This is a genomic window from Flavobacterium ajazii (genome assembly GCF_010614725.1).
Classification (GTDB): Bacteria; Bacteroidota; Bacteroidia; order Flavobacteriales; family Flavobacteriaceae; genus Flavobacterium; species Flavobacterium ajazii.
On the sequence record NZ_JAAEHL010000006.1, the window covers coordinates 250,680 to 276,543 of the forward strand.

The window sequence follows — 25,864 nt, forward strand, 5'->3', positions numbered from 1 at the left end:
GTAGCGTATCCAAAATCAAATTGTTCTTTCAAAAAAGAAGCATAAAAACTCAAAACCAGATTTGATACTAATTAATAGTGTTTTTATAAAGTAGCCTGAATAAAAAAAAGAAAGTTATTGAGTTTTGTGCCTCTAATTTAAAATATAGAAAACAATGAAAAAAAAACTACTGTTTTTTGTTTTGTCTTTTGCACAATTATCGATAGCTCAAACATCTTGTATTGTTGATATTCCCGATGCAAATTTTAAAAATGCTTTGCTGAATCACAGTCCGGCTATTGATACAAATAGTGATAGAGAAATTCAATGTAGTGAGGCTACGGCATTTAGAGGACTTTTAAATGTTAGTGGTAAAAACATTTCAAACCTTACAGGTATTGAGGCTTTTACCAATATAGCGAGATTGTATTGTTACAATAATCAATTAACCAGTTTAAATGTCAGTGCAAATACAGCAATGCAATATTTATATTGTGATAATAATCAATTAACCAGTTTAGATCTTAGTGCAAATACGTCATTGCGATATCTGGAGTGTATTTCTAATCGATTAACGTCTTTGAACCTCAGTAAAAATTGGGGATTAAAATTATTAGCCTGTACCAATAATCAATTAACCAGTTTAAATCTGGCGAACGGAAATAATACTAATTTCAGTTATTTATATGCTGGTGACAACCCAAACCTTACTTGTATTCAGGTAGATAATGTAACCTACAGTACTGCCAATTGGACCAGTACTATCGGTTGGACAAACCTGGACTTCATAATACCTGCCGGAGCATATTGGAGTGAAAATTGTTCCTCATTAGGTATTTCTGATTTTGATACTAAAACAGTTCAGGTTTATCCAAACCCAACAAACGGAATGGTAACGATTTCTGAACATGCTGATGTTAGTGTATTTGACATTCAGGGAAAAATAATATCAGAAAGTAAAAACACAACTTCTTTTGATTTGTCGGCTCAAACCACAGGAATGTATTTTGCAAAAATTACAACTGAAAAAGGAACCCAAACTATCAAAATTGTAAAAAAATAACCTCCATAAATGTTTTAGTCTTGAATTTGAGCCAGAAAAATTAATGAGTTTGTCTTGTATCTATTCTTTAATTTATAAAAAAGACAATAATTTCCATAATCGATTTATTTTGTTTGATTTTACCTCTACTCGTTTTGGGTAGAGGTTTTTATTTGGTACTAAAAATAAATCTTAAAAACTCAAAACGGTATTTTGTACGAATAAAATCCTCTTTTATAAAGTCCTCAAAAATAAATCGTCTCATCGTTGGAACTTTACTTTATAAAAACGTAATAATGATGAAAAAAACACTACTACTTTTATTGTGTGCCACAACACAATTGTACTTTGCGCAAGACATTCGTAACACGACTCGAACCTATAATTTTAGCGGACATATTGGAGGTGGTATGAAAAACACCTACAACATGCCAACTGCAAGCAACTCGACGACAACATTAACAGAGGATCGAAACGGCAATGCAAACTCTGCTATGATAGTATCGGGTTCTGCAGCTAAAATTACATTACCCGGAGCACTGGGTGATATAGGCCGTTTTGATGAAACTACCATAGGTTTTTGGTTTAAAAAAAGTGCCTCTGGCACCTCTGGAATGACAGGTAACTGGACCATAAAACCCTTTATGGTAATACCTACCCAAAGCCCTGAGGGTTATGGAGAAGGAACATTTATTGGCTTTAACAATGCTGGAAACACCTTTAGATTTGGACACGTAAATTACTCCATAGGAGCTACATTCTATAATGATTATGCTATTCCTACAGGCGTTAATGTTACCGAATGGAACTATTACATTTTAACAAAAACGCACTATACTAACGGTGTTTATAGTGACTACTGTACATTAACACTTTATGTCAACAACATTTTAGTAGGTACTAGAAGCAATATTTCTTTCGATAGTTTCCATAGCTCAAAAAACATCTATCTTGGCGGAAATACTACAGGTCTGTATAGCGGCTATTGCCAAGGTTCTTTTGATAACTTCCGTATTTACAAATCGTTGTTAAGCAGCTCTAAAAGAACAGAATTATACAATTGGGAATTAAATGATACGAGCCATGGCAACTTTAAAGCAAAATATGATTTTAATGGAGCTATCGGCACTGATACTTATGGAAACTTCCCTGCCGTTGCCTACAACTCACCAGAATTAGGACCAGATCGTTTTGGCACACCCAATTCAGCTCTAAAAGTTTCGGCTTCTAAAACTGGCGGAGTAGTTTCGCACAATGGTATTAAAATACCGTATCTAAACGAATATTTTAATAGAGACCAAGGCACCATTTCATTTTGGTATAAAAAAACAGGCAACGGCGTTGTTGATAATATAAATCAAAACCCATTCATAATGCTTCCTAACGAAAGCTACAATGCCGGAAACAAAGGAATTTCTATAGCAGCAGGATATGTTGTTACCCACAATATATTTAGTTATGGATTAGTTGGGGAAACAGGTGAAGATCCTGTAACCACTATTTTAAATGGAGATCTAATAACTGATAATGAATGGCAACATTCTGTTATAACGTTTGAAAGCTATGGCGATGTAAAAATTTACCACAATGGTCAACTAAGTTGGACCAATTGGGGTAGGTATTTTCCATATAAAAATAATGGAGGAGGAATGGATGTATTGATTGGTTTTAACGATGTATTCTCCTATGGTCAAGATACCGGTTTTGAAGGATTAATTGACGAAGTAATTTTTGATACCGATGTTTACACACCGCAACAAATACAGAGTATTTATGAAAACTATTCGTTATCCAAAGATAGTTTTAACGTTGCAGAAACCTTTACAGCTTATCCAAATCCAACTACCGGAATAGTAAATATTTCAGAAACTGCAAATGTTATCGTCTTTGATATTCTGGGAAAAATAATATTTGAAGGTAAAAATGTAACTTCTTTTGATTTATCATCTCAAACACCCGGAGTCTATATAGCAAAAATCATAACTGAAAAAGGTACAAAAACAATCAAGATTATTAGACAATAATTTTTCTTCCAAAAACAAATTTTATTTATTGATAAGCCTCTATCCGTTTCGGGTAGAGGCTTACTTGTAAAGTCAAAACATATAATCGTAATAAATGGTTTAAGTTGTTAATACTTTATACATTTTTGAATCAAATAAAACTGTGAATTCAATAATCCTGTTTAATTTTAAAGTGTTAGTGTTTTTAATTTTTTTTAATGCTCTAAATCAAAATGTAGAACGGGTTACTTATATTTTAAACAGGCTCTTATTATATTTGTAAGAAATCATTAAATCCCAAATCATGAAAAAAATTATTTTAATTGCAATTGCAGTTTTATTTTCGACTATTAGTCATGCAAAATTTATTAAGGCCGTTTTGTATATGGAAGACGGTACTAAAAAAACAGGCTTAGCCGAATTGGTTGAAAGTGGTGACTCCAAAGTAGTTTTCAAAACAGACGAAAAAGCTAAAAAAGAAAAGATTGCAAGTGCCGAAATCAAAAAAATAGAATTCACAGATGATGACAAAAATGAGTTTTTGGCCGAAAAATTATATTTAACTTCTGCAAATGCCTTTACAGGAAAGTTTTCGAAATCAAAAGAGAAAAAATGGTTTTATATTATTTATGACAGAGATATAAAAGTAGGCTGTGTAGATTTTGCAGGAACTATGCAATACAATCCTTCAAAAGGTAAAACTTCGGGCCAATTTGGAGATACAACCTATTATTTTGGAAAGAAAAAAGGCGATGAACTGTATTTTGGTTTTTTAAAATCCAGCGCAGGAATAGCCGTTCATACACAAACAGGTTCAAACATCAAAAAAATGTCCAAAGAGGCTTTTGCAGGATGCCCTAAACTGATTGCTGCGATTGAAAAAGAAGATTTTAAAACCAAAACAGCATTAGAGCAGCTAATTGGTCTTTTTGAAAGAAACAAGTGCAAGTAAGAATATTTACAATAAAAAAACTCCCAAATTACAATTTGTAGTTTGGGAGTTTTAGTTTATTTTAAAATCACTTTTTTGGTGACAGTTTTAGTGCCGTTTGAAATTTTTATCAGATACAATCCTGAGGATTGATTAGTTAAATTAATTTCGGTATTTTCAGAAGATGCCTTTTGTTCTGAAATAAGATTTCCCTGAGGAGAGAATACAGTGATAAATGAATTTTCAGGAGCCAGAACAGTAAATTTATCTGCACTCGGATTTGGGTAAAGAGAAACGGTAGATTTTTCGATATCAAAATCATCATTAGATAAAGTTGCGCTTGGTGGCAAATAAAAATTACCTGTTAATAAAAACGAATACAACGTTTTTAATGTGTGATTAAAGTAATTACCGGGTTCGTCCAGATTTTTTAAATCAGTATAAGAAGCATCTAAATGAGCCTGATTTTCTCCAGCCATCGCTGCACAGGCAAACGCACCGACAAAAGGAGCGTTGTGCCATTGTTCAGTAACTGTTCCGTTTTGGTTATAACCGCTTTTGATATTGGTGGATCCTCCCAAATTTATACGTACAAAGTCGGATGATTTTTTACAGTAGGTTTTGGCATCGGGAGTTCCATACCATAAATAGTCAACTGCTATTCGCCATGGTGTTCTGGCTGCATCGTAACTGTAGGTCTTACCGGCATTTACATATCCATTTGCCTCTGCTGAATAATTTCCTGAAGCTTCACACCAGTCAGATACTAAACCACCAACAGCATTATTTACAGTTAAATTATTGTTGATGATTACATAGGATTTTGAAGCAACAGCATTCCAAAAAACAGTATCATTAGTAAAAGCACCAAAAGCTCTGTAATAAGCAGGAGAGAAATAAGACGGATTTGTTATCTGGCTTCCTCCAAAAGCATCTCCCGGTTTTAGTACAAAAGTATTGGCTTCAATTTCATGGGTTTTAATTGCAGTGATTAAAGTTTTAGCATCATTTTTATAATTGATTGTTCCGATGCTTCCCCATTGATAATCAGCAACAATTAAGGCAAATGCAGCATCAATTTCGGCATCCGTTGCGCCGTTTTGACCAGCAACTCCGGAGCAGCCGTTAATTTTCCAGTTCATAACACCATTACTGTTAACATTATCTTTATAATACAGCCAAAGTCCGTCAAAAAGTGCTTTGTCAGCCGAATAAGCACTTAAAAGCATTCCGTAAGCAATACCTTCGGAAACGGTTTGCGAGGAATTGAATTTTACTCTGTATCTGCCGTTGGTGCAGGTTTCAGTAAAATTAGATTTCCAGGTGTCATAATTAGTTTTAGCATCCTGGCTGTTTTTTGAGGTTGCCATTAAGCCATTACTAAAAACAATATTGGCAGGGAAGGGTTTTGTTTGTGAATAATTTTCAATGCATAGAAAAATACTCATCAATAGAAATAGGTTTTTCATATTTATATAAATTTAGGGACTACAAAAGTAAGATTTTTTACACAAATAAAAAACCCAAAACCGGAATTCCGATTTTGGGTTTTAAAAAAGATGTGAAATATTTTATTTTTTTATGATTAGTTTTTGAGTTTTTATGTTGCTGTCACTGATGCTTTTAATAAAATAAGTTCCGTCAGATACGTTTTCTAAATTTAAAGTGTTGACTATATTTTCATGTAAATCAAATGATTTTACAGTTTTTCCTAATGCATCTATTATAATATAATTTCCTTCATAAGGAGTTATAATATTCACGATTCCTTTGCTTGGATTAGGGTAAATTTTAAATTCATTTGGTTTGAATTCATCTGTGGTAAGATTAGATACAGTAACACAACTTGAAGTTATAGTACATTGTCCCACAGTTATATCTACTTTATAATCGCCATTAGTCAAAGCAGTATATGACTGGTTTGTTTCACCTGAAAGCAAAGTATTCGGACATTGATACCATTGGTAAGTTGCCCCTGTCTGAGTGGCATTTAGTACACCTGAATTTACTGTAACAGCAGAATTAATTGCCGATGAGTAATTTATAGTTAAATCTAAGATTTTGGTATCGCATCCAACCGTTTTGGTATAGACTCCGGAAGTTGTGTAAGTAGTACCATTTTCTGACCATAGATAACTATCACAAGCTGTAATTGTTTGAGTCGATGAGGTTGAAGGTGTTCCGGTAACAGTTTTTACTAAGACCCTGTTGCTTGTACAATAAGCAGTTTCAGAAGCTACATAATAATTTGTATTGTTAGCGGTAGGGGTGGCGGTTACAGAATTTCCAGTAGCAAAACTTTGTCCACCCACGGCATCAGTGTACCAGGTAGCTGTTGTACCAGCAGCAGCAGTTGCATTTAAAGTTACAGGTGTAGATCCTAAACAAGTAATATTTTGGGTAGAATATGCAAATGTAGGATCAGCAGGTTTTATAGAAGTGGTTGTAATATTCGAATTTACGGTTGAAAAATTAGATCCGCTTACAGTTGCCTGGTTTGTAACAGCACATGTATTTGCTGGTAAAGTATTAGCTGCATTGACAGTAGCACTAAACGTTATAACAGTGCTTTTTCCTGCTGGTAAAGTGAATGGCCCTACAGAAATTGTTTCTCCAGATAGCATTTTTGAAGTGTTTTTTTCAGTAGAAACAATACTTTCGCTGCTCTTTGGTGTTTCAGTGATTGGAGCGGATTTTTCCTCTGTTTCTGGAGCAGCAAATTTGGCTGCAGATGGATTGTCAGGTACCAAAGCAGTTCCAGCTATGATTGTCCCTCCGCCTTGTTCGTCAATAGCAGTTCTTGGTCCGGTATTGTTAGCATTCCAAAAGTTGGTCAGAGCCGTTGTTCTGTCACCGCTTCCGCTTGCCAAAGTTGTTGTTCCCTGTAAAATTACCTGACTTCCAGAACCTTGAGAAAGAACATCAAAAGTTCCGGCAGCTAAACCAGTTACAGGACTGTTGGTTGTATTGCCACCGATATTAGCTGCGCTTATCAAATTACTTGAAGCACTAGTTCCAATAGCAATTACTCCAACATGTGTATAGGCATTGGTTACAAGACTAATGTTGTTGTTTTTTATGGTAGCATCCATACGGGCATTACCTATAGAAGTATTATCGTTCGATTCAGAAACAATACCATAGTTGCTGATATTGGTAATAGTATTACTTAATATTTCTGTGATATGTTTCGCATTTCCATAAGCTGCAACAGAAATACCATTAGACGTAGATGTAGTACCGCCTCCCTCAATAGTATTATTGTTGATTCGGCCTTTCATTGTTCCCGTACCCTGATTGCCAATGTTGCAGGTAAAGATGCCATTAAAACTTGATTTTAAGGTATTGTTGATTACATTATAGTTTACAGTAGATGAACCTATTGACTGTAATTCAAAACCATTACTGCCAGGGCTGGAAACAGCTGCATTTATAATATTCCCATCAGCCAAAAGATTTCCTCCAACCTGAATAGTATTGTTGGAGCTGCCACCAAAATCCAATTGCAACCCGTATGTTTTGGCGTTAGAAAAATCATTTCCCTTTAAAGTTACAGTATTATTGGATGTTCCATAACCCTGAAAAATAAAATTACTGCCTCCGTTTGTTTTGTTGAATGAATTTTTAAACTGACATCCTGTAACGGTTAAGTTTAGCGTTGGATTTGTTGACAGGATTCCATTGTATCCATAAAAACCTCTTCCCCATGAGTCATTTACGGTCGTGTTAGTTATAGAACTCGTTCCTCCAAGGTTCAGAGCAAAAATACCGCCCACATCTGAACTGCCGGTATTGCTTCCGCATCCTGTTAAAGTACTGTTTGCAAGTGAAAAACCAGTTACATTGTTTATATTGATACCAGTTGAATTGTTAGTTCCCGTAATTGAAATATTATCTAATGTAACCCCTGTAACTGTTTTTAAATGGATTGCGGCATTACAGCCGGAGTTATCAACAGCTGGAGTGCTACAGGCTCCACCGGTATTTGCGTTTAAAAAATTAATGTTTTTAAGCGTAACATTTGTACATGAAATAAATTCAGCTCCTCTGCTGGCTATATTCTGGATAGTTCCACCTGATCCGGCAGTTGTACCTGTACCAGTAACCTGAAAATTTCCGGTGGAATTAGCTACAGATATTCCTTTCGTAGCACCATTAACTGAAATACTTTTAAAAATACAATCCAGCGCACCTCCAGCACCAATGTTTACCGCAGTTGCAGTTCCGCCGGTAATAGTTACATCTCTTACTTTTAAAGTACCAACACTTGTTCCGGCCATAGTGGCTGTTGTTCCGGAAAGTGTAATTCCTTCAACATCATTATTCAATTTAAGGTTTAAAATTCCAAAATTTGGATTTGTTCCGCCTGTTGATGGTAAAGTATTACTGTAAGCAGGTACTGAAATTCCTAATATTGATGCTAAACTTGCCGTTGCTCCCTGACCAATTAATTTTTGGTTATTTGACAGCGTTAGAGTAGTACCACTGCTTCCGGTACCGGTATAAACGAAAATTGACGCTGTTGCTGAAACAGGTACTTCCTGTACCGTTTTGAAAGGACTTGCTAAAGTCCCATTACCACTTGTTGCTACAGAGCTATCTACAAAAAAGATAGGTGCAGATACAGTAATGTTTACGGTCGCAGTACTTGTTTTTCCGTTACTGCTTGTCAAAGTATAAGTAAAACTGTCGGTACCTGAATAACCTGAGGTAGAATTGTAAGTGAATGAACCGTTAGGATTTAAAACCACATTTCCATTAGCAGGATTAGCTAGAACTGCTACCGTTAAAGCAGTTGCATCCGGACTAACATCATTAGCTAAAACACCCTGAGCAGCATTTACAGTAATTCCAACATTTCCGATACTATTATAGGCATCGTTTACAGCAATTGGAGTTACTTTTAATGAACCTGGAACCAAAGTTAAGTTGGCATCTAAAATATCCTGAAAAGTGGTTCCTAAAGCATCGTCTGCTCCACTATTGGTTATGGTAACTGTAAAATCAAGCTGAGAACCCGGTACGGCATTTCCGCCACCATTTACACTAACTGCATTTGTAACACTAATAGTGGCAGCTACAGCTGAATTTACTTGTGCTCTTTCTTGCTTTATTATTGAAGTATTTTTAACATCAACAACTTTTTTTACAGAGCTGTTTTCAAATTGCGTTAACTGTTTAACTAATGCAGCAACAAAATTTTCTTTCATAAGGTTACCGTAAGATATTCCTAATGAAAGGAATACAAGTAAAACCATTATAATAATTAAGAGTTTGTTTTTTTTCATTTTTTTCATTTTAATGAGTTAGCATTATTAAGAAAAGACAGCTTCGTATCTCATTCCAGCATTATCAAAACCTAACGGAGTCATAAATAATTCTAAATCTCCTTTTTCGGGATGTACAATTGTAAAAATTCCCTGCTCATAATATTCATTTTTTTGATTTGTACGAAAAACGATCGAAAAAGGACTTCTTTCCAATGGTGAATAATTGTTCAGTTTTGTCAGCTCAATTAATTCAGCGTCAAGCTGCACTTCATCTGAAATACGAATTGTAAATACAGTATTAAGTAATGTATTAAAATCGTTAAAAGTAAGTAAAGCTATATCCATGTATTCTGTCTTGTTTCTTAATCAAATTTGTTCAGGACTCCATTCCATCAAGTGATAAACACCATTTGTTTCGCTAATTTTTTTGAATCCCAGTCTTTTGTATAAATTCATGGCAGGATTAAAACTTTCAACATGAATACTCACATTCCTATTTTTAATTCTTGCTTTTTTTAGTATTTCTTCTAAAATTGAACTTCCAATATTTTTTTTTCGCCAATCAGGTAATAAGGTAATGTCTATAATCCGAACGCCTTTTTTTTCAAAAAAGAAATCAATATAGAGTCTTCCAATTGTATTATTCTCCTTTTCAATTATATAAAATTTAGCTCCTGTATAATTTTTTTGATAATAGTCATGCTGTGCAAAAAATTGCTGTTCAATAAAAAACCTTTTTTGCTCTTCGTTCCAGTTGGTTCCTCTTTCCAGTTCTTCTGTACGGGTACTTCCGTATATTTCACACAAAACAGGCAAATCATTTGGCTGAATATCCCGAAGAGTAATAGTATCTATCTTTAAATCCAATTCAAAAAACAATTAGCTTCTGGCAGGAAAAACCCCCTGAAGTGCAATACAAAAACTCATGGTCAAATAAGGCATCATATTATTATGTGGCAGGCTGCCTCCTGCTGTAGCAATTGAATTTGTTCCCATTGCTGTTGTCGGACTACCTGATGTATAAACCCTGACAGGATTACCACGTCCTAAACTATTGTTTGAGGGAGTAGTAGACTGAGAGTTCAAACTTGCCACAGATAAAGTGTGACTATGATTAGGTATTTCTGATTCAAGTAGCGTTACCGTTTCACTGCCTCCTGTTTCTCCTAAAAAATGCAATGATAATCCGGGTCCTTGTTCGGGATGCATAGGTGTTCTGTTTTGCATATCAGGTAATGCAAAATTCGATGCTCCATTACCGCCATATGTTGTGCCTAATAGCGAAAATAGAGCTGTATTTTGACTAATAGGTAAAATCTGCCCATTGCAAAATGCCCAGCCGCTAGGAGCAAAGTTAAATGAGAAAATGCGTATTTCTGATACAAATGGATCTGCCATGTTGATTATATTTATTGAATTAAATATCTAAAGGAGTTAAAAAAATTAGTTTGGTGATGGAAATATTCCAAACAATGAAATAATAAAATTAACACATAAATAGGGTTGAAAATTATCATGTGGCTGACTGCCGCCTACTGGGCTTATTTCCTGTGGATGTAAAGCTGTAGAAGGAGTGGCTGTTGAATATATTTTATTACCCGTAGCAGTTGTACTCAAATAGGCATCAGCAGGACTCGCACTATTAGCTAAATCTGTTGTTGCCAGTAAAGAATGCGAATGTGCCGGAATTTGTTGGGTTGTCAGGGTTACTGATTCAACTCCGCCTTTCTCAGCCAATATATACGTATTACCAGAACTGCCAGTACCATTATGAATAGGAATACGGCCACGTAAATCCGGTAAGGCAAAAGTTTCTTGTCCGTCACCACCATAAGTAGTTCCAATTAATTGAAATAATGCCTCATATTCTGATATAGGAAGTAACTGCCCTTCACAAAACATCCATCCGGCAGGAGCAAAATTCCCTGCAAACATTCTGATTTCACCATAGTAAGGTTGTGCCATAATTGTTTTTTTTTATCGTTATAAATTAATTAGGAGAAGGGAAAATGCCTTGTAAAGCAATACAAAAATTCAATGCCAAAAAAGGCTGCATATTCAAATGTGGCTGACTACCTCCAATATTTGAAACAGAAGCAGGATTCATAGCCGTCAGATTTTGCCCGGATGAATTATATACCTGATTTGGAGCTGTATTTCCTAATGAAACTGTGTTTGAAGGGATATTAGTGTCTACAGCCTGATTGATGTTAATAAGTGCATGTTTGTGTGTTGGCAACTCATTTATTGTGAGTGTATGTGCTTCTTCACCACCTGTTTGACCAAGTGTAAAATTATTTCCAAAATGTATCGGAGTTCTTCCACGTAAATTAGGTAGTGCAAAAGTGGTTTGTCCGTTGCCTCCATAGGTAGTTCCTAACAAAGAAAACAAACCCTGATTTTGGTTTATAGGTAAAAATTGCCCATTGCACATTGCCCATCCTTTTGGAGCAAAACTAAAAGACATAATTCGGGTTTCAGCTAAAAATGGTTCTGCCATGTTGAGATATTTTAGATGTTATTTTTTGAATATTATTAAACCAAAACAGAATTTACAGTAAGACTATGTTGGGATATTATTTCTTTTTCATATACAATACTTGATCCTTCCTTTACAACAATTTTCGTTGAAGTCTGATCATAGCAAAGCTGTGTCTTTAAAAATACACTTCCTCTTTTAGTTTCAAAACCATATGGATTTAACTGATTTGAAGGGCTAGGAAATAAGTAGTTTGTTAAATCAACAGTACTATTTTTTGATTTTAATTCTTTCATAGCCACTTTTATGGCCTCCAAATCAAATCCGGATAATGATTTTAAGGAAATCCATTCTCCTTTTGAATTTTTACCAAGACACAATAAAAGATCGTCTAACTTGCCTGTTCCGTTAACATATAGATGCATTGGAAACATTTTTAGCTGATTGTCAAGAGAACTGAAACAAAAATTTCCGGAAGGCTGATACCCTGTTTTTTCCAGATTCAGGCTAGCTTTTTTATAACATTCTAAAAGCGCAGAATCTGCTAAAAAAGCGTCTGAAGAATTAGATTTTGAAAAATTTGATAAAATATTTTCATCTTCATTATCTGAATTAGAAAAGGAATCGAAGGTATTCTGAGCGAGGAGAGAACTTCCGCAAAAAAGTGTTGCAGTGCCTACAAATCCAACATTTTTGATAAAATTTCTACGTGTTAAATCAATCATAATAAAATGTTTTATAAGTAAAAAATTATCGTAAAATTAAACAAATCCTTAATAAGTATCCTTAATTTTTGATTAATTTTATTCTAAATATATAATAATCAGTATTTTTTATCGTTGAGGAAGTCTTTTTTAAGAAATTACACACAGTAAAATACATTGTAATAGTTTCATCAAAATTGACCAAAAAAAATCCCGGATTACGATAAAGTAATCCGGGATTATAAATTTTGAAAAGCTATATTTTTATTTTGCTTCTTCTTCTTCTTTTTTAGCAGCAGGCTGGTCGTCCTTGGCAGCATTTTTAAATTCCTTAATTCCGCTTCCTAAACCTTTCATTAATTCTGGAATTTTTTTACCTCCAAAAAGTAAAATCACAATACCTACTATTACAAGGATTTCTGTAAGACCTAATCTTCCCATGGTTTTATATTTAATGCCGAAGCAAATTGATTTTAAAATTTACAGCAAAGGTATACAGAATATACGAACAACAACAGATTTTGGCTTAAAATATTTGTTTTTGACAGCGTTAAATATTTTATAAAATCAATAAATAAGTGTATTGCCTTATTTTTACTGCGTTTTCACAATACGATTAATTACTATATTTGCTCGTAATAAAGAAGTAGAATGGCCCATAAAAAGACAAGGAATTTCAGAAAAAAACTATTCATCAAAAACCGTCTGGTTATTTTGAACGAAGATACTTTTGAAGAGATTTTTTCATTCAGACTTACCTTAATGAATGTTTTTGTTGTATTTACATTAGGCGGCATTTTTTTAATTTCTGTTACAACTTATATTATTGCTTTTACACCGCTCAGAGAATTTATTCCAGGATATTCATCTTCAGAATTGAAAAGAAATGCAACCGAACTGGCAATAAAATCAGATTCGCTGGAAACCGCCTTAAAGAAAAATGAAACTTACATTCAGGGTATACAAAAGGTTTTAAAAGGCGAACTGGAATATGCCAAATTCAACAAAGACTCAATTTTAGCAGAAGTTGATGAACCTGCTCCCGAAGTTAATATGAAAGTATCTGAAGAAGAGCTGAAATTAAGAGATGAGGTAAAAACAATAGAAAAAGAGAGGATCGAAAAGACCCAGGATAAAAATAAAAAAGGCAAAAAATAATATTTAGAATAATGTCTATTAAATCATTTGCAGCAAAAATATTTGCACGAAAAATATACAATCAAACAATTCGCTGGGCTAATAAGCCTGTTGAAACCCAATTAGAGGTTTTTAAAAGTCTGATTCAAAATGCCAAAGAAACCGAATTCGGAAGAGACCATCAATTTCATACCATAAAGACATTTGAAGATTTTCAGAAAAATGTTCCAATACGTGATTATGAGGATTTAAAAACATACATTGATAAAGTTAAAGTTGGTGAAGAAAATATCCTCTGGAAAAGAAAACCTATTTATTTTGCTAAAACTTCAGGGACCACCTCGGGGGCAAAATATATTCCATTAACCAAAGAATCGATGCCTTTTCATATAGAAGCGGCGCGTAATGCGATTTTGCATTATATCCACGAAACCGGAAATGCAGCTTTTGTTGATGGGAAAATGATCTTTTTGCAGGGAAGCCCTATTTTGACTGAAAAACACGGAATCAATTTTGGAAGGCTTTCAGGAATCGTAGCACACTTTGTTCCGAAATATTTGCAGAAAAACAGAATGCCATCCTGGGAAACAAATTGTATCGAAGACTGGGAAACCAAAGTAAATGCTATTGTTTCCGAAACGATTAAAGAAGACATGTCGGTAATTTCAGGAATACCATCCTGGGTTCAGATGTATTTTGAAAAATTACAGGAAAAAAGCGGTGGAAAAAAGATTAGTGAGATATTCAAAAACTTCAATCTGTTTATTTATGGCGGAGTAAACTACGAACCTTATCGTGCCAAATTTGAACAGATGATTGGTAAGAAAGTAGACAGTATTGAGTTATTTCCGGCTTCTGAAGGATTTTTTGCTTATCAGGATTCACAAAAAGAAAAAGGAATGCTTTTACTATTGAATTCAGGGATTTTCTACGAGTTTATAAAAGTAGATGAATTTTTTACAGAAAATCCAAAAAGTTATACTATTGGGGAAGTGGAGACAGGCGTGAATTATGCTTTAATTGTTTCTACAAATGCAGGACTTTGGCGTTACAACATTGGTGATACCGTTCAGTTTACGTCTTTAGCACCGTATCGTGTAATAGTTTCAGGGCGTATCAAACATTATATTTCAGCTTTTGGTGAACATGTTATTGCGAATGAAGTTGAAAATGCAATGAAAGAAGCAACCGCAGGAACTAATATTGTAATAAACGAATTTACCGTTGTGCCGCAGATCACGCCAGCTAACGGACTTCCGTATCACGAATGGTTAATAGAATTTGAGAAAGAACCAGAAAACATCGAAACTTTTGCGGAAGCGATTGATGATTCAATGCGAAAACAAAACATTTATTACGACGATTTAATTACCGGAAATGTTCTGCGAAAAGTCGTTATCAGCAAAGTTTCAAAAAACGGATTTCAGGAATATATGAAATCACAGGGAAAACTAGGAGGACAAAATAAAATTCCGAGATTATCCAATGATAGGAAAATTGCGGATAATTTGAAGTAAAATTAACTTTTACTCATGAAATACAAATATCATTTAAGACCGGGATATAAATCTCAAGATTTGTTAATTGAAATATTTAACGGAGTAGAAGACGACTCTTTTCTTACCGATTTATTAGATTCAATAGCTGTAATAAAACCAAAAGTTGATAAAATTAATGACCTTTGGATAAATGATGAAATTTTAATGGAAGTCAGTTCTGAAATTGGTTTATTTTCTATTTCAAAGGATATTTGGGATTTTGCTTTTATAATGTCAGATGACAATCAGGAATGCGTCAAAAAAATAGAATTACTCTTATCAACAAATAAAAACTTTCAAAAAATAGAGGTTGATTTCGAAGATTATAAATGAAGTCTTTGAAATTGTGAATCTTAATTTGAAGTAAACATTATAATTACATTTCTAGTTTTCCAACTAAAATAATATTAATATTTCCTACTTTCGTTTATCGAAAAGATAAATTGATCTTCAGAATTACGAAGATTTTTTAAATAAAATAGCATGAAAGAAACCAAACATATATCGAGATCAAGAGCGCAGGAATCATCTGCCGCGATCGAAAGAATGTACATTACGATGCGCCATTTATTTAACCGTGGTTTTTATAAGCCAATGGGAGTTTCTGGTGATGGCTTGCGTGAATCATTGTTAGCGTTACGTCCGGAAATTTATGGAAATATTGCAGAAGAAAAAGTAGAACTAAACGGACTTTTGTACGTTATTGAGCGTCTCCCAATCGGAATCGAGCAATGTCGTTTTATCAATTTAACTTCTGATGAAGGTTACTCCAAATCACATTTTCAGCCAATCGTTCCTCCAAAAAGAAGAAGAAACTGCTACAGAATAGACGAAGAACAAATGAATGTGGAAATCACTCGTGGACGTTCAGACATTTACGATATCCTGACACATTTGACTTTTATTTTCATAGAATCACATAAAATCAAAAACAGGGTTTTGTTGGATGACGGAGGAGAAGTTTCGCGTGACTGGCTTAAATTGGAACAAGCCGTAACCCAGACTAAAAAACTTCCTTTAGTCGAAAAAGAAAAAGCAATTTCGCATGTGGCCAATATTTTAGCCAGAACATTCGAAGAAGTTTTAGATATTTATGACGCTTTCGGATCTGAAAATGCTCCGGATCGTTTTCTGCATGTTATTTACTGGCTCGGAAAACTGGCTATAGAAGAAGTGATTGATAATAATAAAAGAACGATAACTTTCAGTCCTGTTTTAAGAGAACGTTTAGGGCATCACATTCACGGTGAGATCTGGGCAACGAATATCAAGGAAGTTTTAAAGGCAAATAATCTTTTAAAAAGACCAATTCATGTAATTAGTGCGAATATGCATAGTGTTATGAATTCCATTTTTGCAACACCTTTGCTGAAAACGAAGTTTAAAGACAAATCAGATTTCTTTATTTATGAAGAATTGAGTAAAGCTGCTGCCAAGGAAACCAGAAGTTTAGTTGAAGAATTAGCTCTGAAAAACGGAATGATTTCATTACCTGATACATCGGGAACTAATATTGATGTTCAGATTTTTGATACGGCCAAAATTGACTGGTCAAAAACGGCATTTTCGTATGCAAATGTAGGAGAAGAAAAACCAGTTATAATTGTAATGGATTATGCTTTTGGTGAGCAGGCCTATGAAACAATTGACGAACTTTTAAAACCATTTAAAAAGGAAACTTTATTAAATGTAAAATCAGTTTCTATAATGGGTAAAGCCGGAATTCTGGAAGGTGGAAAAGGAGATATTATGATTCCGTCGGCACATATAAATGAAGGAACTGCCGATAATTATTTCTTCGAAAACGAACTGACAGGCGCTATGTTTGAAGGAAATGATATTGCAATTTTTGAAGGAGCTATGGTTACCGTTTTGGGTACGTCTTTACAGAACAGAGAACTTTTAAAATTCTTTCATGAATCGACCTGGGGTGTAATTGGTCTTGAAATGGAAGGTTCTTATTATCAAAAAGCGATACAGTCTGCCTCAAAAATTAGAAAAAGTGTTCCGCATGATATAAAGGTCAGATATGCATATTACGCATCTGATAATCCGTTGGAAACTGGGAGTACATTGGCTTCAGGCGGTTTAGGGACAACAGGAGTGAAGCCGACTTATTTGATTACAATTAAGATTTTGGAGCAAATTTTAAACAATTAAATTTAGACAATAGCTGAAAAAAGATAAATGTTAATTTTTTTATTAACTGAAAAAATTAAATTTGCTCTCGGAAACAAATTAATATGAAAAGAATACTTATTACAGGTGCAGCAGGATTTTTAGGATCACATTTATGCGATAGATTTATCAAAGAAGGCTATTATGTTATTGGGATGGATAATCTGATTACAGGAGATCTTAAAAATATTGAACATTTATTTAAATTAGAGCACTTTGAGTTTTACCATCATGACATTACCAAATTTGTTCATATTCCGGGTGAATTAGATTATATTTTACACTTTGCTTCACCAGCAAGCCCAATAGATTATTTAAAAATTCCGATTCAGACTTTAAAAGTAGGGTCATTGGGAACCCATAACTTATTAGGTTTGGCCCGTGTAAAAAAGGCAAGAATTTTAATTGCTTCAACTTCAGAAGTATATGGAGATCCTTTGGTTCATCCACAAACAGAAGAATATTACGGAAACGTAAATACCATTGGACCACGCGGGGTTTATGATGAAGCCAAACGTTTTCAGGAATCCATAACAATGGCGTACCATACTTTTCATGGTGTTGAAACCAGAATAGTACGTATTTTCAATACTTACGGCCCCAGAATGCGCCTTAATGATGGACGTGTAATTCCGGCTTTTATTGGTCAGGCACTTCGTGGAGAAGATCTGACAATTTTTGGAGACGGAATGCAGACCCGTTCGTTTTGTTATGTAGATGATCAGGTAGAAGGCATTTTCAGATTATTGCATTCAGATTATGTATATCCGGTAAACATTGGAAATCCCGATGAAATTACCATCAAGGATTTTGCTGAAGAAATTATAAAACTTACAGGAACCAGTCAAAAAGTAGTTTATCATCCTTTGCCAATAAACGATCCGCTACAGCGTCAGCCAGATACTACAAAAGCAAAAGAATTATTGGGATGGGAAGCTAAAGTGAGTCGTGCAGAGGGAATGAAAATTACCTATGATTATTTTAAATCGCTATCAAAAGAAGAACTTTCAAAAGAGGAGCATAAAGATTTTTCAAATTATATAAAATAAATGCGGACAAAAACAGGAAAATATTCAGGCTACATCCGTCCGTTCTCCTATTTGATTGATTTGATTATTATCAATTTTTTTGCGGTTTATATTGCACATTTCCCTGTAGATCAAATTTTATTTTTAGTTGTGCTGAATATTGGCTGGATTGGTATTGCCTCCGATTTAGGCTTTTACGAAGTATATCGTTATACAAAAGTTATCGCAATTTTAAATTGTGCTTTAAAACAGGCATGTTTATTTGGTTTTGTAGTTTTTGCCCTGGCTTTTTTTTACGCGAAGCAAACCAGTTTTAGAACATTGTTGTTTTATTTATGGTTTATATTTATTCTTATCTTATTTATCAAGTTTTCAATCTACTATTTTCTGCAGACTTATAGGGTTGTATTTGGCGGAAATCACAGAAGAGTTGTGCTGTTAGGGAACAAAGAAAGTATTTCTCCTTTGAGACATTTTTTTACTGAGAATCCGGATTATGGATATGAATTGATTCGTGTCTTTGAATTTGAAGAAGTAAGAACAGAACATATTGAACAAATGTTTGAATTTGTCCTGAATAAAAACATGGACGAAATGTATTGTTCTATTATTGGTTTGTCTCAGGATCAAATGAACGAAATTATTGATTTTGCCGATAGTAATTTGAAGACATTGAAATTTATTCCAGAAGGCAATCAAATGTTTTTTAGAAATTTCATTTTAGAATACTATGATTACATTCCTGTAATCGCCCTTAGAAGTATTAGATTAGATGAACATTTATATAAAATAATGAAACGAACTTTCGATGTCGTTTTTTCAATAATTATGATTGTAGCAGTTCTTTCCTGGGTTCTTCCAATCTTAGGAATTTTGATAAAACTGGAGTCAAAAGGACCAATTCTACTCAGACAAAAACGTAATGGACTTAATAATAAGGAATTTGATTGTTATAAGTTTCGATCAATGGAAATGAGTAAGGATGATTATTCGAATCAGGTTTCTAAAAATGACCCGAGAGTTACTAAAATTGGAAAAATTATCAGAAAAACAAGTATTGATGAATTGCCTCAGTTTTTTAATGTTTTGATTGGAGAGATGTCGGTAGTAGGGCCGAGACCCCATATTGTAAGTTATAATCAGGAATATATATTAAAAGTTGACAAATTTATGGTACGCCATTTTATAAAACCGGGTATTACTGGTTTGGCGCAAGTAAAAGGTTTTCGTGGAGAAATCGAAACCGATTATGATATTATAAATCGGGTAAAATATGATATTTTTTATATCGAAAACTGGTCAATTTTATTAGACCTGAAAATTATTGTAATTACCATCTACCATGTTATTAAAGGCGATGAAAAAGCATATTGATGAGCGAGTTAGTATCTATTTTGACCCCCACCTATAATGCTGAAAAGTTTATTCAAGCAACTATAGAATCTGTTCTAAATCAGACTTATCAAAACTGGGAAATGATTTTGGTCGATGATGGTTCTACAGATCAGACAGTTCCAATTATCGAAGATTTCGCTCAGCAAGACAATAGAATAAAACTCTTTAAATTATCTGAAAATAAAGGAAATGGTTTTGCCAGAAATGCTGCTTTAGAAAATGCTGTAGGAAAATATATTGCTTACTTAGACGCTGATGATTTGTGGTTTCCTGAGAAAATAGAAAAGCAAATTCATTTTCTAAAAAGAAATGATTTGTATTTTACTTTTAGTTTTTATGATTCTATTGATGAAGAAGGAAATAATCTAAATAGAAGGGTTGAATCACCCAATCCCTTGACCTACAAAGAATTGTTTTTCTGTAATTATGTGGGCAATCTTACAGCTGTTTATGATGCAGATTATTTTGGAAAAATTATTCTGGAAACTTCACAAAAACGCCAGGATTGGAGAATATGGCTTACCATTTTAAAACAAATTAAAACAGCAGAACCAGTTCCTGAACCTTTGGCATTTTACAGAATTAGAAAAGATTCTATTTCGGCATCCAAATTTAAATTGGTAAAACACAATTTTGGAGTTTACAGGGAATTTCACGGTTATAATTTTGTGTTTTCTGTTTTATTGATGATGAGGTTTTTGTTTACGCAGTTAGTTATAAAAAAGAAATATATAAAGAATATCGTTTAGAATTGGAGGTCACAATTTGTGATCTCCAATTTTTGATTTAAACTCATCTTGAGGTCACAATTTGTGACTTCAAGTTTTTAAGGTCACAATTTGTGACCTTAAAGAATTACTTTTTATATCCTATTTTTACTCTTTCGGCTTCATTTTCTTTTTTTTCTGTTAGTTCATCCAAGTAAGAAAATACCAATTCAATATTTTTATCATGATTCTCTAACTTTTTCTGAATCTGAAGAATATCGACTTTAATTTCGGTTGTATCCAAAAGCATTTGCCTCACTTTCGTAAAAATCCTCATAATTTGAATATTGGTTTGAATGGCTTTATCGCTTTTTAAGACGCTTGATAGCATTAAAACGCCATGTTCTGTAAAAGCAAAGGGCAAATATTTTTGATGTTCTCCTCGTCCTTTCTTTAAGATCACAATTTGTGATCTTAAAGAATTATGCTCAATTTCAGTAAGTTGAAACATAAAATCTATTGGGAATCGAGTTAAATTTCTTTTTACAGCTTGATTTAGAACTCTGCTTTCTATCTCATAAAGCGAAGCCAAATCACGATCAAGCATCACTTTTTGACCACGAATAAAATATATTTTATTAGAAATTGTTTCTTCTGAAAGAAAAGAATGATCATCCATAAGTTTTAATTAAAAAAACAAATGTAAGATTTTATTTATATTAAATATAAGATTTAAATTGTTTTAATTTTCCTCTATTAGTTCTTTCTAAAATAGTTTTTCGGCTAAAAGTGAAGTTTAAATTCGGTTCTAAATACAAAGCAATGGCTTCTTCAATTTTTTGAATTTGTTCTGAAACTAATTCTTTTTCAGCAACATATTCAATTTCAAAAGTATCTATTTTGGTTTGTTTAATGATAAACTCTTTTACATTTCCATCGTCTTCAATTATGCTTTTAGTTACATAATAAAATGTCAAACCAGGTGATTTTTTTCCGCTTGGTAAAAGCGCAACATCATTGGTTCTTCCAACAAGTTTTTTTAGAATTGGTTTTTGCGGTGTACTTTTTTCATCGAGAATTCCCATGTCGCCAATTTCATACCGAATGAAAGGATTTGCCTTGTTGAATAACGAAGTAATCACGATTTTGCCTTCTGTTCCATGTGGAACAGGATTATTGTTTTCATCTAAAATTTCGACAAAAAGTGTTTCGGCATTTACCTGCCATTCTCCTTTCGGATTTTCAAAAGCAATTAAATCCAATTCAGAAGCACCATATTCATTGATAATCGGAACTCCGAATTGTTTTTCTAAAAGGATTTTATCCGATTCAAAAAGCATTTCAGAAGTAACAAAACAGGCTTTAAGGGTTGGACAGACTTCTTTGAGAATGATATTTTTCTTTTCTAAATATTTAGCAAACAAAACGATAGAACTTGTATAACCGTTGAGGTAATCAAATTTTTTAGTTTTGAATTTTTTCAGGAATTTCTCCAATACGACATCTGACAAATCAAAAACAGGAAAGCGAAAACGGCGGCTCAAAAAATCCTTTAAACGCTCTTTTCGATAACCAATGAAGTCCATTGGAATCCCATAAAAACGAGCTTGGTACGATTTGTTAAAATCAATCCCAAACCAGCCAAAACGCATAATATTGGAAGCCCAAGTCAAAGCATGTGAATATTTGTCTTTAGCAAAAACAAAGGGAGTGCCGCTTGATCCTGAGGTTTTGTTTAGGTAAACTTTTTTAATAGAATAGCCTTTCGAAAGCCTTTCGGAAAGCGGTTTTTGAAGATTTTGTTTGTTCAGAATCGGAAGATCTTCCCACTTATCAACAATTTTATCACCAATTAATTCGTTATAAAAAGCATTGTTTTTTAGATGAAAATCGACAATTTCTTTCTTCTTATTTTGAAGAAAAAAAGCATATTCTTCTTCAGATAAATTTATAATTTGATTCAATTCGGTTTTAGCTTCCTTAATAGGAAAACCATTTAAACGAAGTGTAATATCGAAGAGAGAAATCATCTGAGGCTAAATTTTCGTCAAAAATAATATTATCCCATAACTAACGAAGAAGAATGCATAACTTTTTAAGATTAAATTATTTTTTACGTTCAAAAGCAATTATTTTTGCACCACAACTAAATACAACAACACCATGACAATTTTACTATTGGGTTCGGGCGGAAGAGAGCATGCATTTGCATGGAAAATGACTCAGAGTCCTCTTTGCGAAAAACTATTTGTAGTACCTGGAAATGCAGGAACGGCTGCAATTGCTGAAAACGTAGCAATATCTCCAACAGATTTTGAAGCAGTAAAAGCACTTGTGCTTAAAGAAAATATAAGTTTAGTAGTCGTAGGACCGGAAGATCCTTTGGTGAAAGGTATTTACGATTATTTTAAAAACGACGAAAGTTTAAAACATATTCCTGTAATCGGGCCGTCAAAACTAGGAGCGCAATTAGAAGGAAGTAAAGAATTTGCAAAAGAATTCTTGATGAAACATAATATCCCAACGGCAGCTTACGATAGCTTTACTGCTGAAACGGTTGAAGAAGGATGTAAATTTCTAGAAACATTGCAGCCTCCTTATGTTTTAAAAGCAGACGGATTGGCAGCTGGAAAAGGAGTTTTGATTATTCAGGATCTTGAAGAAGCTAAAACAGAATTACGAAACATGCTGGTTCACGCTAAATTCGGAACAGCAAGTTCAAAAGTAGTTATCGAAGAGTTTTTGGACGGAATCGAATTGAGCTGTTTTGTTCTTACTGACGGAAAAAATTATAAAATCCTGCCAACAGCAAAAGATTACAAACGTATTGGCGAAGGCGATACAGGTTTAAATACAGGTGGAATGGGAGCAGTTTCTCCAGTTCCTTATGTAGATGCTGTTTTGATGGAAAAAATTGAAACTCGTATTGTAAAACCTACAATCGAAGGTTTCCAAAAAGACGGAATCGAATATAAAGGTTTTGTATTCATTGGTTTGATCAACGTTAAAAATGAACCAATTGTAATTGAGTACAATGTAAGAATGGGAGATCCGGAAACAGAAGTGGTGGTTCCGAGATTAAAATCAGATTTGGTTGAATTGTTTTTATCTGTTGCAGATCAGAAATTAGGAGACTTTAATTTAGAAGTTGATCCAAGAAGTGCTACTACAGTTATGGTGGTTTCTGGCGGATACCCTGAAGATTTCGAAAAAGGGAAAGTAATTTCTGGTTTAGAAAATATTACAGATTCAATTGTTTTTCACGCAGGTACAAAATTAGATAACGAAAATGTTGTTACTAATGGAGGTCGTGTAATTGCAGTGACTTCTTATGGAGACAATTTTCAGGAGGCCATAAAAAAATCTTACCAAAACATAGATAAACTAAGTTTTGATAAGATGTATTTTAGAAAAGATATCGGCTTCGATTTAATTTAAAAATATTCACCAGCCCTTTTTAATTAAAGGGTTTGGTTTTTTATTTTAAAAATGAATGAGCTGTAGTATCCTGGTTTTCTGTTCCTGCATCATCAAAAATGCGTAATTGTTTAATCCAATATACGATTGCTGCAGAACAGATGATCATGAAAATCCAGTTGATAGTGTTTGCACCAAACCATGTAATCAATTCCAAACGACGTAAAAAGTCAAGTGGAGCAAACAAAATGTTAACGAATAAGTATTGAATTCCTTCGAAAAATGCTGTCATAATTTTAAAAATTATATGTTATTTATTGTTGTGTAATGTCTTGCAGATAAAATTCGGTTAACCAAATCTTTTTTCAACTTGTTAGGTCTTACCTTTTAAACAAGTAGTATCTTTACAAACGCAAAAGTATAAAATATCCTTATGATAACAAGTGTTTTTAAAAAATCTACGCCATTAAATTATTCATTGGCTGTAATTTTAATACTGGTTTTCTTTTTTCTGTTTCAAATTCAGGAACCGTCATGGGTAGGTTCTTATTTTTTGATGTTTCAAAAAATAAGTTTGTTATGCTTTATTCTGGCATCTTTTTTTATGATAAATTTTATTGTAAAAAAAAACGGGCTCAGTAAAGACAACGGTTATTCAATACTTTTTTATTTATTATTTATTTTATTTTTCCCTGCCATTTTGAATGATTCAAATCTGTTATATGCAAATTTCTTTATTTTGCTGTCACTTCGCAGGTTGATTTCTTTACAATCATTAAAAGCATCAAAAGAGAAAATATTTGATGCCTCTTTTTGGATTTTACTGGCTTCTTTGTTTCAGTTTTGGTGTATTCTTTTTTTAATATTGGTTTTTATCTCTATAATTTTTCATGTTTCCAGAGATTACAGAAATTGGATTTTGCCCTTTATTGCACTTCTGGCAGTTGGGATATTGTTTTTAACAACATCATTAATTTTCGATTTTGACGCAGTAAAATTTATTCAGGATAGAGCAGTAATAGATTTAAGTATTGATTATTTTAAAAATAATTACGAAAACGGGGCATTTTCAATCTATGTTTCAGTAGTTTTATTTTTTGTGGTTTCCATGTTGATGACCTTATCCAATCGTCCACAAATAGTTCATATTTCATACAAGAAGGTCGTCGCCTGGTTTTTTATAGCAGTCCTGGTTTTTATTCTTTCGCCAGATAAAAGCAATGATTTATTGCTGTTCACTATTGCTCCTTTAACTATTATGGCAACCAGTCACGTTGAATATGTACAGCAAAAACTAAATAATGAAATTGTGTTTTATGTGCTTATTTGCTGTAGTTTATTTACGTTTTTTTCTCAGTTATAATTTACTTCCGTAGGCAAGATCGCCTGCGTCACCAAGTCCGGGAACAATGTAATTCTTTTCGTTTAATTTTTCGTCTAAGGCAGCTATCCATAAATGGCAGTTTTCAGGAAGATTTTTTTCAAGATAGGAAACCCCTTCAGGCGCAGCAATAACAACAACGATATGTATTTCTTTTGGAGTAGCATTTTGAACCAATTTTTCATAAACCGCTACTATCGATTGACCAGTGGCAAGCATTGGGTCAAGTAATAAAACGGTTTTATTGTTTAGGTTTGAAATTGCCTGATATTCAATTAAAATCTCGAATTCATCATTATTATTCGGATGATGCCTGCAAGCTGAAACAAAGCTGTTTTCGGCATGGTCAAAATAGTTTAAAAAACCGTTATGAAGTGGTAAACCGGCCCTTAAAATTGGACATAAAACTAAATCAGTTTCGATTTCAGTTGTTTTTTTTATACCAAGAGGAGTCTGAATTTCGACATTTTTGTAGGGTAAAACTTTGCTCAGTTCATAAGCCATAATCTCACCGATTCGTTCTATATTTTTTCGAAAACGCATACTATCGTTCTGAATATTTACGTTTCTTATTTGTCCTAAAAAATGATTTAGCACGCTATTATTTTCAGATATATAATGGATTTTCATAATAAATTTTTAGAAATATCAAATGCTTATGACTGGAAATGAAAA

25 protein-coding genes are annotated in these 25,864 nt (G+C 33.4%); 12 read left to right on the top strand and 13 right to left on the bottom strand.

Annotation, left to right across the window (positions count from 1 at the left end):
- The first annotated feature begins 154 nt into the window (after nucleotides 1-154).
- The 3 genes from GWR14_RS12955 to GWR14_RS12965 all read left to right on the top strand — a co-directional run bounded on the left by GWR14_RS12955 (nucleotide 155) and on the right by GWR14_RS12965 (nucleotide 3,976).
- Nucleotides 155-1,042: a leucine-rich repeat domain-containing protein gene (locus GWR14_RS12955; RefSeq protein ID WP_163409445.1), complete on the top strand. Its 888-nt coding sequence runs from the start codon at nucleotides 155-157 to the stop codon at nucleotides 1,040-1,042.
- Nucleotides 1,043-1,320: 278 nt separating this feature from the next.
- A complete protein-coding gene (locus GWR14_RS12960; protein WP_163409446.1) occupies nucleotides 1,321-3,045 on the top strand; it encodes a LamG-like jellyroll fold domain-containing protein in 1,725 nt (574 codons plus the stop codon).
- Between the two features lie 283 nt (nucleotides 3,046-3,328).
- Nucleotides 3,329-3,976, top strand: coding sequence for a hypothetical protein (locus tag GWR14_RS12965; protein ID WP_163409447.1), 648 nt, complete (start codon nucleotides 3,329-3,331; stop codon nucleotides 3,974-3,976).
- Between the two features lie 56 nt (nucleotides 3,977-4,032).
- Here the strand turns inward: GWR14_RS12965 and GWR14_RS12970 are convergent, their stop codons facing one another.
- The 9 genes from GWR14_RS12970 to GWR14_RS13010 all read right to left on the bottom strand — a co-directional run bounded on the left by GWR14_RS12970 (nucleotide 4,033) and on the right by GWR14_RS13010 (nucleotide 12,849).
- Nucleotides 4,033-5,424: a glycosyl hydrolase family 8 gene (locus GWR14_RS12970; protein ID WP_163409448.1), complete on the bottom strand. Its 1,392-nt coding sequence runs from the start codon at nucleotides 5,422-5,424 to the stop codon at nucleotides 4,033-4,035.
- Between the two features lie 102 nt (nucleotides 5,425-5,526).
- Nucleotides 5,527-9,243, bottom strand: a complete 3,717-nt coding sequence (locus GWR14_RS12975) for an Ig-like domain-containing protein (RefSeq protein ID WP_163409449.1) — start codon at nucleotides 9,241-9,243, stop codon at nucleotides 5,527-5,529.
- Between the two features lie 27 nt (nucleotides 9,244-9,270).
- Nucleotides 9,271-9,570: a DUF6916 family protein gene (locus GWR14_RS12980; protein WP_163409450.1), complete on the bottom strand. Its 300-nt coding sequence runs from the start codon at nucleotides 9,568-9,570 to the stop codon at nucleotides 9,271-9,273.
- 21 nt (nucleotides 9,571-9,591) lie between these two features.
- A complete protein-coding gene (locus GWR14_RS12985; RefSeq protein ID WP_163409451.1) occupies nucleotides 9,592-10,092 on the bottom strand; it encodes a GNAT family N-acetyltransferase in 501 nt (166 codons plus the stop codon).
- Nucleotides 10,093-10,104: 12 nt separating this feature from the next.
- Nucleotides 10,105-10,623, bottom strand: coding sequence for a phage tail protein (locus tag GWR14_RS12990; RefSeq protein ID WP_163409452.1), 519 nt, complete (start codon nucleotides 10,621-10,623; stop codon nucleotides 10,105-10,107).
- A gap of 45 nt (nucleotides 10,624-10,668) precedes the next feature.
- Nucleotides 10,669-11,190, bottom strand: coding sequence for a phage tail protein (locus tag GWR14_RS12995; protein ID WP_163409453.1), 522 nt, complete (start codon nucleotides 11,188-11,190; stop codon nucleotides 10,669-10,671).
- Between the two features lie 25 nt (nucleotides 11,191-11,215).
- Complete coding sequence (locus GWR14_RS13000; RefSeq protein WP_163409454.1) at nucleotides 11,216-11,725, bottom strand: phage tail protein; 510 nt, start codon at nucleotides 11,723-11,725, stop codon at nucleotides 11,216-11,218.
- A gap of 35 nt (nucleotides 11,726-11,760) precedes the next feature.
- Nucleotides 11,761-12,429 carry a hypothetical protein gene (locus GWR14_RS13005; RefSeq protein WP_163409455.1) on the bottom strand — a complete coding sequence of 223 codons (669 nt, stop codon included), beginning with the start codon at nucleotides 12,427-12,429 and terminating at the stop codon, nucleotides 11,761-11,763.
- A gap of 243 nt (nucleotides 12,430-12,672) precedes the next feature.
- Nucleotides 12,673-12,849: a Sec-independent protein translocase subunit TatA/TatB gene (locus tag GWR14_RS13010; protein WP_163409457.1), complete on the bottom strand. Its 177-nt coding sequence runs from the start codon at nucleotides 12,847-12,849 to the stop codon at nucleotides 12,673-12,675.
- Between the two features lie 210 nt (nucleotides 12,850-13,059).
- On the opposite strand from GWR14_RS13010, the gene GWR14_RS13015 reads away from it, so the two are divergent.
- The 7 genes from GWR14_RS13015 (at nucleotide 13,060) to GWR14_RS13045 (ending at nucleotide 20,433) form a co-directional block, all read left to right on the top strand.
- Nucleotides 13,060-13,566, top strand: coding sequence for a peptidase (locus tag GWR14_RS13015; protein WP_163409459.1), 507 nt, complete (start codon nucleotides 13,060-13,062; stop codon nucleotides 13,564-13,566).
- An 11-nt stretch (nucleotides 13,567-13,577) separates the two neighbouring features.
- Nucleotides 13,578-15,062, top strand: a complete 1,485-nt coding sequence (locus GWR14_RS13020) for a GH3 auxin-responsive promoter family protein (RefSeq protein WP_163409460.1) — start codon at nucleotides 13,578-13,580, stop codon at nucleotides 15,060-15,062.
- 15 nt (nucleotides 15,063-15,077) lie between these two features.
- Nucleotides 15,078-15,416, top strand: a complete 339-nt coding sequence (locus GWR14_RS13025; RefSeq protein ID WP_163409462.1) for a hypothetical protein — start codon at nucleotides 15,078-15,080, stop codon at nucleotides 15,414-15,416.
- Between the two features lie 150 nt (nucleotides 15,417-15,566).
- Nucleotides 15,567-17,243, top strand: a complete 1,677-nt coding sequence (locus GWR14_RS13030) for a DUF6909 family protein (protein ID WP_163409464.1) — start codon at nucleotides 15,567-15,569, stop codon at nucleotides 17,241-17,243.
- An 83-nt stretch (nucleotides 17,244-17,326) separates the two neighbouring features.
- Nucleotides 17,327-18,310, top strand: coding sequence for a UDP-glucuronic acid decarboxylase family protein (locus GWR14_RS13035; protein ID WP_163409466.1), 984 nt, complete (start codon nucleotides 17,327-17,329; stop codon nucleotides 18,308-18,310).
- Nucleotides 18,311-19,663: an exopolysaccharide biosynthesis polyprenyl glycosylphosphotransferase gene (locus GWR14_RS13040; protein WP_163409472.1), complete on the top strand. Its 1,353-nt coding sequence runs from the start codon at nucleotides 18,311-18,313 to the stop codon at nucleotides 19,661-19,663. It abuts the gene before it with no gap.
- Entirely contained in the window at nucleotides 19,663-20,433 is a 771-nt protein-coding gene (locus GWR14_RS13045) for a glycosyltransferase family 2 protein (protein ID WP_163409473.1), read from the top strand. The genes GWR14_RS13040 and GWR14_RS13045 overlap by 1 nt, the downstream gene beginning before the upstream one ends.
- A gap of 106 nt (nucleotides 20,434-20,539) precedes the next feature.
- Here the strand turns inward: GWR14_RS13045 and GWR14_RS13050 are convergent, their stop codons facing one another.
- Complete coding sequence (locus GWR14_RS13050) at nucleotides 20,540-21,070, bottom strand: ORF6N domain-containing protein (protein ID WP_163409475.1); 531 nt, start codon at nucleotides 21,068-21,070, stop codon at nucleotides 20,540-20,542.
- Between the two features lie 40 nt (nucleotides 21,071-21,110).
- Nucleotides 21,111-22,421 carry a phenylacetate--CoA ligase family protein gene (locus tag GWR14_RS13055; protein WP_163409477.1) on the bottom strand — a complete coding sequence of 437 codons (1,311 nt, stop codon included), beginning with the start codon at nucleotides 22,419-22,421 and terminating at the stop codon, nucleotides 21,111-21,113.
- 133 nt (nucleotides 22,422-22,554) lie between these two features.
- Here GWR14_RS13055 and purD point away from each other — a divergent pair, with 133 nt between their 5' ends.
- On the top strand, nucleotides 22,555-23,829 hold the full coding sequence (purD, locus tag GWR14_RS13060; RefSeq protein WP_163409479.1) for a phosphoribosylamine--glycine ligase: 1,275 nt from the start codon (nucleotides 22,555-22,557) through the stop codon (nucleotides 23,827-23,829).
- Between the two features lie 40 nt (nucleotides 23,830-23,869).
- On the opposite strand, the gene GWR14_RS13065 is transcribed toward purD, so the two are convergent.
- On the bottom strand, nucleotides 23,870-24,100 hold the full coding sequence (locus GWR14_RS13065; RefSeq protein WP_025571310.1) for a DUF6341 family protein: 231 nt from the start codon (nucleotides 24,098-24,100) through the stop codon (nucleotides 23,870-23,872).
- 141 nt (nucleotides 24,101-24,241) lie between these two features.
- Between GWR14_RS13065 and GWR14_RS13070 the strand changes: the two genes are divergently transcribed.
- Nucleotides 24,242-25,171 carry a DUF6427 family protein gene (locus tag GWR14_RS13070; RefSeq protein WP_163409481.1) on the top strand — a complete coding sequence of 310 codons (930 nt, stop codon included), beginning with the start codon at nucleotides 24,242-24,244 and terminating at the stop codon, nucleotides 25,169-25,171.
- Here the strand turns inward: GWR14_RS13070 and upp are convergent.
- The gene (gene upp, locus GWR14_RS13075; RefSeq protein WP_163409483.1) at nucleotides 25,166-25,819 is read right to left on the bottom strand and encodes a uracil phosphoribosyltransferase; all 654 of its coding nucleotides are present in this window, start codon (nucleotides 25,817-25,819) and stop codon (nucleotides 25,166-25,168) included. The genes GWR14_RS13070 and upp overlap by 6 nt on opposite strands.
- Between the last annotated feature and the right edge of the window lie 45 nt (nucleotides 25,820-25,864).